The 15,215-nt window shown below is 62.6% G+C and carries 11 protein-coding genes; 10 read left to right on the plus strand and 1 reads right to left on the minus strand.

Annotated elements, in window-relative coordinates; genetic code table 11:
• The first annotated feature begins 42 nt into the window (after positions 1-42).
• The 10 genes from eat to ACSW29_RS10365 all read left to right on the plus strand — a co-directional run bounded on the left by eat (position 43) and on the right by ACSW29_RS10365 (position 13,655).
• On the plus strand, positions 43-1,515 hold the full coding sequence (gene eat, locus ACSW29_RS10320) for an ethanolamine permease (protein WP_003941913.1): 1,473 nt from the start codon (positions 43-45) through the stop codon (positions 1,513-1,515).
• On the plus strand, positions 1,512-2,936 hold the full coding sequence (locus ACSW29_RS10325; RefSeq protein ID WP_448277164.1) for an ethanolamine ammonia-lyase subunit EutB: 1,425 nt from the start codon (positions 1,512-1,514) through the stop codon (positions 2,934-2,936). Before eat ends, ACSW29_RS10325 begins: the two co-directional genes overlap by 4 nt.
• Positions 2,933-3,706, plus strand: coding sequence for an ethanolamine ammonia-lyase subunit EutC (gene eutC / locus ACSW29_RS10330; RefSeq protein WP_019744242.1), 774 nt, complete (start codon positions 2,933-2,935; stop codon positions 3,704-3,706). The genes ACSW29_RS10325 and eutC overlap by 4 nt, the downstream gene beginning before the upstream one ends.
• A gap of 82 nt (positions 3,707-3,788) precedes the next feature.
• Complete coding sequence (locus ACSW29_RS10335; RefSeq protein WP_448277165.1) at positions 3,789-5,087, plus strand: HAD-IB family phosphatase; 1,299 nt, start codon at positions 3,789-3,791, stop codon at positions 5,085-5,087.
• 142 nt (positions 5,088-5,229) lie between these two features.
• Positions 5,230-5,769, plus strand: a complete 540-nt coding sequence (locus tag ACSW29_RS10340) for a hypothetical protein (protein WP_448277166.1) — start codon at positions 5,230-5,232, stop codon at positions 5,767-5,769.
• 229 nt (positions 5,770-5,998) lie between these two features.
• A complete protein-coding gene (locus ACSW29_RS10345) occupies positions 5,999-7,369 on the plus strand; it encodes an MFS transporter (RefSeq protein ID WP_019744239.1) in 1,371 nt (456 codons plus the stop codon).
• A 207-nt stretch (positions 7,370-7,576) separates the two neighbouring features.
• Positions 7,577-9,214, plus strand: a complete 1,638-nt coding sequence (locus ACSW29_RS10350) for an AMP-binding protein (protein WP_448277167.1) — start codon at positions 7,577-7,579, stop codon at positions 9,212-9,214.
• A gap of 4 nt (positions 9,215-9,218) precedes the next feature.
• A complete protein-coding gene (locus ACSW29_RS10355; RefSeq protein WP_448277168.1) occupies positions 9,219-10,886 on the plus strand; it encodes a sigma-54-dependent Fis family transcriptional regulator in 1,668 nt (555 codons plus the stop codon).
• A gap of 108 nt (positions 10,887-10,994) precedes the next feature.
• A complete protein-coding gene (locus ACSW29_RS10360; RefSeq protein WP_019744236.1) occupies positions 10,995-12,494 on the plus strand; it encodes an aldehyde dehydrogenase family protein in 1,500 nt (499 codons plus the stop codon).
• Positions 12,495-12,542: 48 nt separating this feature from the next.
• The gene (locus ACSW29_RS10365; protein WP_019744235.1) at positions 12,543-13,655 is read left to right on the plus strand and encodes an NDMA-dependent alcohol dehydrogenase; all 1,113 of its coding nucleotides are present in this window, start codon (positions 12,543-12,545) and stop codon (positions 13,653-13,655) included.
• Between the two features lie 55 nt (positions 13,656-13,710).
• On the opposite strand, the gene ACSW29_RS10370 is transcribed toward ACSW29_RS10365, so the two are convergent.
• Entirely contained in the window at positions 13,711-15,159 is a 1,449-nt protein-coding gene (locus ACSW29_RS10370) for a hypothetical protein (protein ID WP_448277169.1), read from the minus strand.
• Positions 15,160-15,215 lie beyond the last annotated feature (56 nt).

Consider the following 15,215-nt stretch of genomic DNA (forward strand, 5'->3'; position numbering starts at 1 on the left):
CGCATCCACCGTGCGTCGTCTCATTCTTGACCGATTCAGAGGATGGACATGTCTCTTTCCGACCACGCAACCGGCAAAAACGCCGGTGCCGCGGGTGCACACCACGACGGCGCAGACTTCCACGCGGAAGACAATTCGTATCTGGAGAAACGAACACTCCGGAAGGGAACAGCAGGGTGGGTGCTGCTTGCGGGGTTGGGCGTCAGCTATGTGATTTCCGGTGACTACGCCGGCTGGAACAACGGACTGGCCGAAGGCGGCTTCGGTGGTCTTCTCATCGCGGCCGTCGTCATTGCGGGTATGTATCTGGCGATGGTGCTCGGTATGGCCGAGATGTCTTCGGCGCTTCCGGCTGCGGGTGGCGGATACACGTTCGCCAGACGGGCCATGGGGCCTTGGGGTGGATTTGCCACCGGCACAGCAATTCTCATCGAGTATTCGATAGCGCCCGCGGCGATCGCGACGTTCATCGGTGCTTACGTCGAGTCCCTGAACCTGTTCGGGATCACCGACGGATGGTGGGTGTACCTCGCGGTGTACGCGATCTTCATCGGAATTCACCTCACCGGTGCAGGTGAGGCACTCAAGGCGATGTTCATCATCACGGCCATCGCACTTGTCGGCCTGGTCGTGTTCGCGGTTTCGGCTGTCGGCCTTTTCGATTCGTCCAACCTCACCGATATCGCCGTCGATACGAGCGCCGTCGGATCGTCGTCGTTCCTGCCGTTCGGTCTGCTCGGAATTTGGGCGGCCGTGCCCTTCGCGATCTGGTTCTTCCTTGCCGTCGAGGGTGTACCGCTGGCCGCCGAGGAAGCACGGGAGCCAGAGAAGAACGTCCCGCGCGGAATCATCATCAGCATGTTGATCCTGATCGTCACAGGCGCAACGGTCCTCTTCCTCGCCACCGGCGCGCTCGGTGCTGACGCCCTGTCCACCTCCGGCAATCCGCTCGTCGAGGCTCTGGGAGACAGCGGAGCGGCGAAGGCCGTCAACTACATCGGCCTCGCCGGTCTGGTCGCGAGCTTCTTCTCGATCATGTACGCGTACTCACGTCAGACGTTTGCGCTCTCCCGCGCCGGTTACCTGCCGAAAAACCTGTCGGTGACCAACAAGCGCAAGGCACCCACTCTCGCTCTCGTCGTTCCTGGAATCATCGGCTTCGCGCTCTCACTCACCGGTGAAGGTGCCATGTTGCTCAACATGGCGGTGTTCGGCGCGGCAGTGAGCTACGTCCTGATGATGGTGAGTCACATCGTCCTTCGTAAGCGCGAGCCGAACATGCCGCGCCCGTACCGCACGCCCGGCGGTATCGCCACCACCTCGTTTGCGCTCGTGATCGCGGCAGTATCGGTGGTGGCCACCTTCCTGGTCGATCCCGTTGCAGCACTGTTGACCTTGGTTGCCTTCGGAGTTCTGATGGCGTATTTCGGTCTCTACAGTCGCCACCACCTTGTTGCCAACTCGCCGGACGAGGAGTTTGCTGTACTTGCACAGGCGGAAGAAGAATTGGGATGAGTCGCGGGATGGCCAAGTATCACCAGCAGGTATCCGGAACCAACTACTCGTTCGACGGTCTCGTCGATCTGATGGCGAAGGCGACACCGCTGCGCTCGGGCGACGAGCTCGCCGGATGCGCGGCAAGCTCCGATGCCGAACGTGCTGCTGCCCAATGGGTACTGGCTGACCTTCCGCTGACCATATTCCTCGCGGATCTTGTGGTTCCGTACGAGGACGACGAGGTAACCCGGCTCATCATCGACAGCCACGATCGCCTCGCCTTTGCGCCGGTGGCCCACCTGACCGTCGGCGGACTGCGGGACTGGCTGCTCGAGACTGCGTCGGCGCCGGAAGCTTCCGCACGCTTGTCCGCCGTGAGTCCCGGGCTCACCCCGGAAATGGTTGCCGCGGTCAGCAAGATCATGCGCAATCAGGACTTGATCGCCGTCGCGAAGGCCATCACGGTCACCGCGGGGTTCCGCACGACCATCGGGCTACCTGGACGGCTGAGCACTCGACTCCAGCCGAATCACCCGACGGACGATCCACGCGGCATTGCAGCGGCAACGCTCGACGGTCTCCTGATGGGATGTGGCGACGCCGTCATCGGTATCAACCCCGCGACGGACTCGCCTCAGGCCACCTCGGATCTGCTCCACCTGCTCGACGACATCCGTCAGCGATTCGAGATCCCGACTCAGTCGTGCGTGCTCTCGCACGTGACCACCACTATCGGACTGATCGAATCGGGGGTGCCGGTCGATCTGGTCTTCCAATCGATTGCCGGTACCGAAGGCGCCAATTCCGGTTTCGGAGTGAATATTCCGCTCCTGCGTGAGGGCAACGAGGCCGGGCGTTCGTTGAACCGCGGAACCGTCGGCGACAACGTCATGTACCTCGAGACGGGGCAGGGATCCGCCCTCAGTTCAGGTGCCCACTACGGCACCGGCGGAGCCCAGGTCGATCAGCAGACGCTCGAAACTCGGGCATACGCCGTGGCTCGAGATCTCGAGCCGCTGCTGGTCAACACGGTGGTCGGTTTCATCGGTCCCGAGTACCTCTACGACGGCAAGCAGATCATTCGCGCGGGCTTGGAAGATCACTTCTGCGGAAAACTCCTCGGGCTGCCGATGGGAGTGGACGTCTGCTACACCAACCACGCCGAAGCCGATCAAGACGACATGGACAACCTCCTCACCTTGCTGGGCGTCGCCGGCGCGGCGTTCGTGATCGCGGTGCCCGGCGCCGACGACGTGATGCTCGGCTATCAAAGTCTGGCGTTCCACGACGCGTTGTACGTGCGTAAGGTCCTCGGTTTGCAGCCTGCCCCGGAGTTCGAGACCTGGCTCCACAACTTGGGGATGACCGACGCAAACGGTCGGGTTCTTCCGATCGACGCCGAAATGTCGCCGCTGCGGGCTTTGACGGTGAACTCATGACCGAAGATCAGGCACCGATCCTCGATTTCTGGGGTCCACTGCGCAAGACCACACAATCGCGTATCGGGTTGGGGCGTGCCGGAGATTCGTTGCCCACCAAGCGGGTTCTCGAATTCAAGGCAGCACACGCCGCAGCCCGCGACGCAGTGCACGAGCCACTCGATTCCGAGACTCTCGCCAGTCGGGTCGACGGGGTGGGTATCGGGGCACCGGTGGTAGTCGCGAGCAGCGTCTCCACTCGCAGCGAGTATCTCCGGAGACCCGACCTGGGTCGCCAGCCTGCTGACCTGAGCGCGATCAAGAGCTCCGACAAGGAAATCGGGTTCATCCTCGCCGACGGACTCTCCCCGCGAGCACTGATGGACCACGGCGAGCAACTACTGTCCGCGTTGGTCACGGTGTTGGGGGAGCGGTACTCGATTGCGCCGCCGGTGATCGCCACGAATGCCCGTGTGGCACTGGGTGATCACATCGCCGCCGCGATGGGAGTGCAGACGGCGATCGTCCTGATCGGCGAACGTCCAGGGCTCTCCGTTGCGGACAGCGTCGGGATCTATCTGACTCACCTTCCGCGCGTCGGTCGTACCGACGCGGATCGAAACTGCATTTCCAATGTCCACCCACCCGAGGGCCTCGGATACGAGCAGGCTGCTCGTGTCGTCCTGGGGTTGGTGACGGGAGCGCGCCAATTGGGCCGCTCCGGCGTCGACCTCAAGGACACCTCTCGCGCCGACGCCGTTGCGTCGGGAGAAGTGCTGACGCTCGATTAGTTGACAGCTGCACGGCATACCCGGGTCGATCGACACTCGGGTATGCCGTCGTACCCGAATCACGACGAAAATGAGGGAATCGATGTTCCGTTCGCTGCATGCCCGCGCCCTGTGTGCGTTGGCCGTAGGTAGTGTCCTGTTGAGTGCAACTGCATGTAGTTCGGCCGAGAGTGCCACGAAAGAGGATGCGGCGCAGGGTAGTTCATCCTGCGCGGCGTTGGATCCCAGTCTGGCGTGGTACGGCGACAACCGTGTGAGGTTGGATGCCATGATGACGGAGTTCGGAACGTGTGGAGCTGCAGGTGATGTCGATGACGGCGCTCCGTTGGCGCTCTTCGACTGGGACAACACAGTTGTCAAGAACGACATCGGAAGCGCCACTGCATTCTGGATGATCAAGAACAACAAGGTGTTACAGCCCGCCGGAGCGGACTGGGCAACCACCAGTCGCTTCATGACTCCAGCCGGCGCTGCCGCACTTTCCGCCGCGTGTGGCTCGGAGACCGCACCGGGTCAACCCTTGGTAACCAGTACCGACTTGGACTGCGCTGACGAGATCGTTGCGGTACTCGAGGAGAAGACTCGCGACGGACAGGTTGCATTCGACGGCTACGATCACCGCCGGACCAAGGCTGCATACGCGTGGGCGGTGCAGTTGATGGCGGGGCACACCGAGGACGAGATCACCGAGTACGCCCGCGCAGCGCGTGCTGAGAATCTCGCTGCTGCAGAAGGATCCGATCAGACCGTCGGTACCACGGAAGTCGACGGCTCGGTGCGTTACTACGCGCAAATCGAAGATTTGGTGGAAACCCTCGGCGCTCATGGATTCGACGTGCGGATCATCTCCGCGTCGGCCGAACCGGTCGTTCGTGTCTGGTCGGAGCAGCTGGGATTGGATGCCGATCACGTGATGGGAGTTCGGCCGATCGTCGAGGGCGGCGTTCTGACGGGGCGCCTGCGGGGATGTGGTGGGGTTGCGGACGGTGACGACTCGGTCATTCCGTACATCGACGGGAAGCGGTGCCAGGTCAACGAGGTTGTCTACGGGGTGCAAGGGCCTACGGCGTTCGAGCAGTTGCCTGCGGATCGGCGTCAGGTGTTTGCTGCCGGTGATTCTGTCACCGACGTGACGTTCCTCGGAGATGCGACCGGTGCGCGCCTGGTGATCAACCGCAACAATCCCGAACTGATGTGCAATGCCTATGACAACAGTGACGGAAAATGGCTGGTCAACCCCATGTTCATCGAACCGAAATCCCAGGCGGATGCACCTTATCGTTGCTCGACCGACGCGTACACCGACGAGGCTGGGGCCAAGGGTGCCGTCACTCGCGAGGACGGCAGCGTGATTCCTGATCAGGCCGATTCAGTCGCCTGACAGCCGGCTTGCTGCGGTGACTTCACAACGATCGATCAGCGTGTGATCTGATTCTGTCGAGCCCTTCGTCGGGCTGCGGAAACCCTTGGGTGTCCGCTGAGATGCTGGAGCCGCAGAGGCGGCACGTGAGTAGGAGAAATCGATGGCCTTCGCTGGCAATGTGGACGAGTTGGCGCTGCTCCAGGCAGTACGGCTCAAGGAGCGGGTCGGAGCGGTCGTCCTGGCCGAGCACCTGGGCGTCAGCGCAGCCTCCGGTCAAGCTGCGTACGACGCACTTGTCGCGCAGGGCAAAGCGATCGAAGCGGAAAACGCCATCAGCCTGACCGACAGGGGTTTGGCAGAACTCGAAGATCAGTTGGACGCTGAGCGGGTCTCGATCGACGAGGACTCCATCGGCGAGGTATACGAAACTTTCCTGCCTCTGGACGAGGAATTCGTCGCGCTGATCGGCAGTGCGGACGCGGATTCTCTTGCGGAGCTGGATCGTCGAGCTGCAAACCTGTTCGACGATTTGTCGGCATTCGTTCCGCGGTTGTCCCGCTACCAGGATCTCTTCTCGGATGCTCTCGCTAAAGTTCAAGCGGGGGAGTCCAAGTGGATTTCAGAACCGATCATCGACTCCTATGCCACGGTGTGGGGAGAGATCCGTCAGGAGCTTTTCGGGGCTGCCGGAAAGGCTTGATTCGTAGCGCTGACCTGACGAGTCAGCGTGGGCCGTCCGATTCGTGCAACGAATCGACGGCCCACGGCATGTGAAGAGCCGTGAAACTCGTTACCATTGCATACAAGTCGTGACCGAGATCACTCCTACCCCCTTTCGGGGGTAGTGCGGGGGTGAGCCACATCACTACCTTTCCTCCTATCGACGGTGATGCCCACAGGGCGACACCACGGGACCACGGAGGAATCGAGTGACCACAGTCTCTCCCACAGGCGGCAACAGCGCCGCCGGCGCCGGGGGTGCGAGTGCCGCAGGCGCGACACAACCCCCGCAGACCACCAGTGTGCGGCGCGTCGCGATCGCGAGCTGCATCGGCACGACCATCGAGTTCTACGACTTCTTCATCTACGGAACTGCTGCGGCACTTGTCTTTCCGACGGTATTCTTCCCCGCGCTCGGTGCCACCGCGGGAACCGTCGCATCGTTTGCGACCTTCGCAGTCGCATTCATCGCCCGGCCCGTCGGCGCAATGCTGTTCGGACACTTCGGCGATCGCATCGGTCGTAAGAAGACTCTGATCTCGACGCTCCTGCTCATGGGTATCTCGACGCTCCTGATCGGCTTGCTGCCCGGTGCAGCAACCATCGGTGTTGCGGCTCCGATCATCCTGGTGCTCTTGCGATTCGGTCAAGGCTTCGCGGTCGGTGGTGAATGGGCGGGCGCAACCCTGCTCACCGCGGAATACGCCCCACCCGGCAAACGTGGTCTGTATGCGATGTTCCCGCAGCTCGGCCCCGCAATCGCTTTCGTTCTCTCGAGCAGTACCTTCCTCATTACCGGCGCTGTTCTCGGCGATACCAATCAGGCCTTCCTCGACTACGGCTGGCGTATCCCGTTCCTGTTCTCCATCGTGTTGGTCGGCATCGGCCTCTACATGCGACTCGCTATCGAGGAGACCCCGGTCTTCAAGGCGGAGCAGGCAGAGCGCGTCGCAGAGCAGAAGAACGAAGCACCTCGCACCCTCCCGTTCCTGGATGCCTGGCGATTCCAGACCAAGGAGATCCTGCTCTCGGCGGGCGCACTGGCTTGCCTGTTCGCGTTCTTCTACATGGGCACGGCTTTCCTCACGAGCTACGGAACCAAGACTCTCGGTTTCTCCCGCCCGTTCGTCCTGTCGGTCGGTATCGCTTCCGCCTTCGTCTTCGGTGCGGCGATCATCGTCTCCGCCCTGTACTCGGACCGCATCGGGCGTCGCAAGGTCATCATGATCTCGTGTGGTCTGGCTGTGGTGTGGGCGCTCATTCTGTTCCCGCTCCTGGACACCGGAACGCCGATCGCGTTCATCCTCGGAATGTTCGGCACGCTGATGATCTTCGGAATCGCGTACGGCCCCTGCGGTGCGCTGCTTCCGGAAATGTTCCAGACCCGCTACCGCTACACCGGTGCCGGCCTCGGTTACAACCTCGCCGGAGTGCTCGGCGGCGCAGTGCCGCCGCTGATCGCCGCACCGCTGGCCTCGGCCTACGGGAGTATGGCCATCGGAATCATGTTGGCAATCCTCGGTGTGGTGAGTCTGGTCTGCACCTGGGCGCTCGTCGAGACCAAGGACCACGCCCTGTAATCACTGTGCGCCTTTCTTAACCGCCGGCGGTTAAGAAAGGCGCACAGCAGGCGGGTGGGGTGTCCGGACTTCGAACAGTTACGGCCACCCCGCACCGGGAAGTATGTCGTGCATCACACCGAATCGAGTAAATTCGTAGATGAGAGGGTCCGCTGCGGCGGCCCCTCTCATAGGTGCCTGAACAGGTAACCGGAGAGGACAGAACACATGAGTACCCCGCTGCCCAGCTATACGTCCGGTGTATGGGACGGTCCGATGCTGGGCGACACCATCGGAGACAACCTGGATCGCACGGTTGCCGCGCACGGTGACCGTGATGCGTTGATCGACCATGCCAGCGGTCGACGATGGACATACCGGGAGTTCGCCGAGCAGGTGAACGGGCTCGCTGCCGGACTACTTTCCCGTGGTGTGGGGAAGGGCGATCGGGTGGGGATCTGGGCTCCCAACTGTCCGGAATGGACGTTCACGCAGTACGCGACGGCAAAGATCGGCGCGATCCTGGTCAACATCAATCCGGCCTACCGCTCGCACGAGTTGCAATACGTGCTCGAGCAGGCCGGAATCTCGACGCTGGTGTCTGCGGCCAGCTTCAAGACCTCGGACTACGCGTCGATGATCGAGACGGTGCGGCCGCAGTGCCCGGATTTGACGTCGGTGCTCCTGCTCGGTTCACCCGAGTGGGACGCGGTGCTTGCCGACGGGTTGGCGGCCCAGGCAAGCGATCCGGCTCCGCTCGCAGCTGCCCAAGCCGCGTTGTCGGCCGACGACGCGATCAACATCCAATACACCTCGGGCACTACCGGTTTCCCGAAGGGCGCGACGCTCAGCCACCACAACATTCTCAACAATGGATACTTCGTCGGCGAGTTGTGCCACTACAGTGAGATCGATCGGGTGTGCATCCCGGTGCCGTTCTATCACTGCTTCGGCATGGTGATGGGCAACCTTGCGTGCACCAGTCACGGTGCTGCCATGGTCATTCCGGGCCCGGCATTCGATCCGCGCGCCTCGCTCGAAGCCGTCCAGGCCGAAAAGTGCACGTCTCTCTACGGCGTTCCGACGATGTTCATTGCCGAGTTGGCGCTGCCGGACTTCGACAGCTTCGATCTGTCATCCCTTCGTACCGGCATCATGGCGGGTTCGCCCTGCCCGGTCGAGGTGATGAAGCAGGTCATCGATCGCATGGGTATGGCAGAGGTGTCCATCTGCTATGGCATGACGGAGACGTCGCCGGTGTCGCTGCAGACCCGCTCGGACGATTCGATCGAGCAGCGCACCGAAACCGTCGGTCGGGTGGGACCGCACCTCGAGATCAAGATCGTCGATCCGGCAACCGGACTGACGGTGCGGCGCGGCGAGCCGGGTGAACTATGCACTCGTGGTTACTCGGTCATGCTCGGCTACTGGGAGAACCCGGAGAAGACCGCCGAGGCGATCGACGCTGCCCGGTGGATGCACACCGGAGACATCGGAGTCATGGATGAGGCCGGATACGTCGCTATCACCGGACGCATCAAGGACATGGTCATCCGCGGTGGTGAGAACGTATATCCGCGTGAGATCGAGGAGTTCCTCTACACCCATCCCGACATTCTCGATGCTCAGGTCATCGGTGTACCCGATGCAAAGTACGGCGAGGAATTGATGGTGTGGGTCCAGATGCGCGAAGGCGCAGACGATCTGGACGCAGATTCGGTCCGTGCCTTCTGCACCGGGAAGCTCGCGCACTACAAGATTCCGCGGTACGTCCACGTCGTCGACGAGTTTCCGATGACAGTCACGGGCAAGGTCCGCAAGATTGCGATGCGAGAACAGGCGATCGAATTGATCGGTCAGGCCTGAGAGTATGTCCGCGAACCCAGGGGAGCGTGAGCCGGTACGCCCCGAGATCGCGCTCTCCTGGAAGCGCTCTCGACTCAGTGGCCTCGACCCGTCGTCGGCCATCGCCGTGGACACCGAGGAGCAGGACGGCGAGTCTCGTCTGCTCCGGGCTGCCGCACCTGTGCTCGACGAGGTTTCGCAACAGATCGCGGGCACCGGGTTCTGCGTCCTGCTTGCCGATCGGGACTGCCGAGTAGTCGCCTCGGTGTACTCCGACAGTCGAGTCGAGCGGACGATCGAGCGGTTGGGCGTCGTCAACGGTTCACGCTTCGGCGAAGAGCACGCTGGTACCAACGCGCTCGGTACGCCGCTCGAAGTCGGGCGCAGCGTGGTGATCCACGGTGACGAGCATTTCCTCGACAGCCTCAAGGGATTGAGCTGCTACGGCCAGCCGATCCTGCATCCCGTCACCCGCCGCGTCGAGGGCATTCTCGATATGACCGGCGTTGTCTCGCAGGCCAACCCGCTGTTCGCGCCGTTCCTTGCGCGTGCGGCAGTGGACATCGAGAAGCGACTGCTCGAAGGCTCCAAAGCGTCGGAGCAGCGACTGGTCGACGCATTCCAACGAGTTTCACATCAGCGCCACATCGCCGTTGCGGCTATCGGCGACGACATCCTGCTCAGCAACCGAACCGCCCTGGACCTGCTGGACACTGCCGACCACGTATCGCTCCGCTCCTTGATCGCCGACCTCAACCCGGATCAATCACGATTGGTGACAGTCGAATTGGCGTCCGGTGCGCTGGCGCGAGTTCAAGCCGACCGGATTTCCGGGGCCGACGGCGGCGCACTCTTCCTGGTCGAACCACTCCAGCGGCAACGGGCGCCCATCCGCAGAACCCACGAGCGGGCACCATCTCCGGGGGAACGACTGCGCCGAGACCTCATGCGAGCGCGGACCTCGTCGTCCGCAGTTGCCATCTCTGGTGAAGCGGGTTCCGGTCGAACTTCGGCAGCATCGGACGTGGTCGGCAGCATCGACGCCAGTTGGCACGATGCCACGCGGATCGCGTTCGACGGCCGTGAGCAGTGGATCACCGATCTTGTGCGAGCAGCCCGTAAGCGTTCGGGCGTGGTCGTGATCGAACAGGTGCAGCTCCTTCCCGATTCGGTGTTGCCACTGGTTGCAGACCTGGTCGATGCCAGCGCCGAGGGGCCGCGGATCGTGCTGACCAGCGGCGCGGTCGCGGATTTGCCGCCAGCCATCGTGTCACTCATCTCGCGTTGTGCCTCCAGGATTGCCATCAACCCGCTGCGAGAACGACAAGCCGAGATCGCCGAGTTGGCGCAGGCGATGTTGGAGGGGATCTCGCCCGAACTGAGGTTGACCGCCAGCGCTGCCGAAGCGCTCGCGGCGGCCAGTTGGCCGGGCAATCTGGCCGAGTTACGCGTCGTGCTCCATCGCGCCTCCGGCGAACGCTCGAGCAATCGCATCGACGTCGCCGATCTGCCCGAGGACTACCGCACCACGACCAAGGCGTCGCGGTTGGCGGGGCGGGAGAAGGCTGAGCGTCAGGCGATAATCGGAGCGTTGAAAGACTGCGGCGGCAACAAGGTTCACGCGTCGGCGCAGCTCGGAATCAGCCGAAGCACTCTCTACACACGTATGCGGGCGCTCGACATCACTGTGTAGTTTGCTGTCCGACTTCAGTTGTACAAAGTTCGGACAGTTAGCACCCCCGGAAGCGCGGAAGTATGGCGTGCATCACATTCGCACCTCACTACTTCAGGGGAGTTTCCGATGACGGCAGTAGCCGAACACACCATCAGTTCCGCGGTACAGGGTTTCCTGAACGGACCGAAGAAGCTCTACATCGGCGGCGAATTCGTCGACGCCGCTTCGGGTCAGACCTTCGCGACGTACAACCCGGCTGACGGACAGAAGCTCGCAGACGTGGCACACGGCCAGGCCGAAGACATCGATCGCGCGGTACGCGCCGCTCGCACGGCCTTCGAAGACGGCCCTTGGTCACGTATGAAGGCAAACGAGCGCGAGCGCATGATCTGGCGGGTCGGCGACATTCTCAGTGCTCGTGCCGAGGAATTCGGCCAGCTCGAAGCTCTCGACAACGGCAAGTCCGTTGCCATCGCCACCGCCGTCGATGTGGCTTGGGCCGCAGACGTTTTCCGCTACTACGCGGGCTGGGCCACCAAGATCGAAGGCAGCACCGTTAATGTGTCGATGCCTTTCTCTCCGGGCGGCGAATTCCACGCCTACACATTGCGTGAGGCAATCGGCGTCTGTGGACTGATCGTGCCGTGGAACTTCCCGCTGCTGATGTCGTCGTGGAAGCTCGCCCCCGCGCTCGCCGCCGGCAACACGGTGATCCTCAAGCCCGCCGAGCAGACCCCGCTCACCGCACTGCTTCTCGCAGAGGTCTTCGAAGAAGCCGGATTCCCGCCCGGCGTCGTCAACATTGTTCCCGGCTTCGGCGATGCAGGTGCTGCACTGTCCGGCCACGACGACGTGGACAAGGTCGCGTTCACCGGTTCTACCGAGGTGGGCAAGAAGATAGTCGACGCTGCCAAGGGCAATCTGAAGAAGGTCACGCTCGAACTCGGTGGCAAGAGCCCCAACATCGTGTTCGCCGACGCGGATTTCGATTCCGCGGTGGAGGGTTCGCTCAACGCGTGGCTGTTCAACCACGGACAGTGCTGCGTTGCGGGCACTCGCCTGTACGTCGAGGACACCATCTTCGAGAAGTTCACCGAGGCCGTCGCGCACGCAGCGAGCCAGGTCAAGATCGGGCCCGGCCTCGATCCCACCACCCAGCTCGGACCGCTGGTCTCGCAGGAGCAGTTCGACAAGGTTACCGGCTACCTCCGTGAGGGAATCGCCGACGGCGCACGTGCACTGACGGGCGGCAACCGCTGGGGCGATCAGGGCTACTTCGTCGAGCCGACGGTCTTCGTTGACGTCAAGCCCGAATTCTCCATCGTCCAGGAGGAGATCTTCGGACCCGTCGTGGCGGCGCTGCCGTTCAATGCGGACGACGGACCGATCACTGCCGCAAACGATTCCATCTACGGACTCGCCGCGGGCATCTGGACCCGGGACATCTCCAAGGCCCACCGCACGGCAAAGCGTTTGAAGGCCGGCTCGGTGTGGATCAACCAGTACAACGGCTTCGACACCGCAATGCCCTTCGGTGGATACAAGCAGTCCGGTTGGGGTCGCGAACTCGGCGCATCCGCCATAGATCTCTACACCCAGACCAAGGCCGTCAACATCGCCCTCTGACCGACCCCCATCGCTCATTCTCTCGTCCGACAATCAAGGAGATCACCAGTGAAGACCAAAGCTGCTGTACTGCTCGAGCCCGGAAAGCCTTTCGAGATCATGGAACTCGACCTCGACGGCCCGGGGGTGGGCGAGGTACTGATCAAGTACACCGCTGCCGGACTGTGCCATTCGGATCTGCACCTGACCGACGGTGATCTCCCGCCGCGTTACCCGATCGTCGGCGGACACGAAGGCTCGGGCATCATCGAAGAAGTCGGCCCCGGTGTCACGAAGGTCAAGCCGGGCGACCATGTCGTGTGTAGCTTCATTCCCAACTGCGGCACCTGTCGCTACTGCTCGACCGGTCGCCAGAACCTCTGCGACATGGGTGCCACCATCCTCGAAGGATCCATGACGGACGGCTCCTTCCGTTTCCACGGCAACGGAATGGATTTCGGCGGAATGTGCATGCTCGGAACGTTCTCCGAGCGAGCGACCATCTCCCAGCACTCGGTCGTCAAGATCGACGACTGGCTTCCGTTGGAGACCGCCGTGGTCGTCGGCTGCGGCGTGCCGTCGGGTTGGGGAACGGCCGTCAACGCCGGTAACCTCCGCGCCGGTGACACCGCGGTGATCTACGGCATCGGTGGACTCGGCATCAATGCGGTCCAGGGCGCTGTTTCGGCTGGCTGCAAGTACGTCGTGGTGGTCGATCCGGTTGCTCTCAAGCGTGAGACCGCACTGAAGTTCGGTGCCACGCACGCCTTTGCAGACGCCGAGAGCGCTGCTGCCAAGGTCAACGAGCTGACCTGGGGACAGGGCGCCGACGCTGCGCTCATCCTTGTCGGCACCGTCGACGAGGACGTGGTCAGTGCAGCGACGGCAGTGATCGGCAAGGGCGGCACCGTGGTGATCACGGGTCTCGCCGATCCGGCCAAGTTGACCGTTCACGTGTCGGGTACCGACCTGACCCTGAATCAGAAGACGATCAAGGGCACGCTGTTCGGTTCGATGAATCCGCAGTACGACATCGTGCGTCTGCTCCGTCTCTACGATGCGGGTCAGCTCAAGCTCGACGAACTGATCACCAACACCTACAGCCTCGAAGACGTCAATCAGGGCTACCAGGATCTGCGTGACGGCAAGAACATCCGTGGCGTGATCATTCACGACAAGTAACCCCAAGTGCTGTGCTCCTTTATCAACCGCCCGCGGTTAATAAAGGCGCACAGCACTATTTCTTGGCTTTCGACAAAATCTGCATCAACTGAAGTAGTGCCGAGAACTTCGCGAATGCCGAGCGCGAGACCACCGGACCGAAAGCCGCGGTGTCGGTCGCATCGAATGCGTCGAGCAGATCCCGGAAGTTTTCGATCTGTTTGATCATCGCGTCCAGGTCGACGTGCGTGACGGCGTCGGCCTCGCGCAGAGCGAGCAGGTACTGCGGCGCCGTCACCAAGGCGACTGCCGGGATCTTCCGCTCGAACAGTGGTTCGCCCTCGCCGAAATGAATGACCGGTCCTGGCGCCACGATTCGGCGATCACCCGCCCCGATGTCGCGCCACAGCGGTGCAACGATGTCGTGTACTTCCCGACTCGTCGCGTAGAGCAGTTCCGGTTCCGGAGTGGTCTCCAACGCATAGCTGCCGGTCGAGTTGTCCTCGCTATCACCCAGTGCGCCGAGGTGTTCGATTGCGATCCCCGCTACTGCGCGCGCCTGACCGGCTTCGCCCTTCCACATCTCAGGGTGTGCTTCGAGCCAGGTGGACGTTGCCTGCCCGTGCTTGGACACCGCTGGAATGCGAAGGTGGCCAGTCGTCAGGACAAAAACGTACGACCGTCGATGCGGCTGCGCGACGGCGTGCCGCGCCAGCGCCAACATTCCCAGATGACCGTTCTCCTCGACGCCGTTGGTTCCGTCGCTGTGAGTGATGAGCAGAATCGTCTCTTCGGGTGAGGTTCCGGGGGACACCGCCCAGACCGTGTCAGTCCGGGTGTCCGGATGCAGGGTCGCATCCAGGACCAGAGTCGCCTGCTGACCGGAACGAGCCGCAGCGACAACCTTCACGCCCTCGTCGCCGGCCACCCAGACGGCGGGGATGTCGTGATATGGCTGCGTGAACGGAAGATATTGTCCCAGCGCGTTGTCCGGAGCGATGTCGCGCCACACAGCGATCACGCCGAGGACACCGGCCTTGCGGGCCTTGTCGAGCTTCGGGCCCAGAAGAGTTGCGGAGAGAACCGGATTTCGAAGTGTCTCGTCGGTGGCGATCGGGCCCCACTCGCTGACCAGGAGCTTGCGGGGAAGATCGATGTGCGGGACCTCGATCACTGCGATCGCGCCCTTGGCCGCCGACCACTTGGGGCGTCGCGCGCTGACGTAGACCAGGGGAGCGGAGATTCCCTGTGGTCCGGTCAATCCGGAGTAGGGGAATGCGGACGAAACTCTGATCGGTCCCGTCGGCAATTCGATGCGAAGTCCGTTAGGTGTCGCCGGCAGATCCCAGCGTTCGAAAGTGTGTGAATCACGCCGGACGTCGAGGCCCAGTTCGGTCAGTTCGTTCGCGACTTCTTCCACCACCGCGTGGTGTGAAGGCGATCCCGTCAATCGTGGGCCCAGCGCGTCGAGTCGCTGTTGGCCGGCAAGGAGGAGATCGCGATCGACGGCCTGGCCGTGATTCATTGGATTGCCTTTCGTGCTACCTGGCGTCTGCTCTGGTGAGGCGCCTGCCCGTGTCG

The organism is Rhodococcus sp. GB-02 (genome assembly GCF_053470465.1).

Coding starts and splice junctions, on each gene's coding strand:
- eat (WP_003941913.1), top strand. CDS start 43: ATGGACATGTCTCTTTCCGACCACGCAACCGGCAAAAACGCCGGTGCC.
- ACSW29_RS10335 (WP_448277165.1), top strand. CDS start 3,789: ATGTTCCGTTCGCTGCATGCCCGCGCCCTGTGTGCGTTGGCCGTAGGT.
- ACSW29_RS10355 (WP_448277168.1), top strand. CDS start 9,219: ATGTCCGCGAACCCAGGGGAGCGTGAGCCGGTACGCCCCGAGATCGCG.
- ACSW29_RS10360 (WP_019744236.1), top strand. CDS start 10,995: ATGACGGCAGTAGCCGAACACACCATCAGTTCCGCGGTACAGGGTTTC.
- ACSW29_RS10350 (WP_448277167.1), top strand. CDS start 7,577: ATGAGTACCCCGCTGCCCAGCTATACGTCCGGTGTATGGGACGGTCCG.
- ACSW29_RS10325 (WP_448277164.1), top strand. CDS start 1,512: ATGAGTCGCGGGATGGCCAAGTATCACCAGCAGGTATCCGGAACCAAC.
- eutC (WP_019744242.1), top strand. CDS start 2,933: ATGACCGAAGATCAGGCACCGATCCTCGATTTCTGGGGTCCACTGCGC.
- ACSW29_RS10370 (WP_448277169.1), bottom strand. CDS start 15,159: ATGAATCACGGCCAGGCCGTCGATCGCGATCTCCTCCTTGCCGGCCAA.
- ACSW29_RS10340 (WP_448277166.1), top strand. CDS start 5,230: ATGGCCTTCGCTGGCAATGTGGACGAGTTGGCGCTGCTCCAGGCAGTA.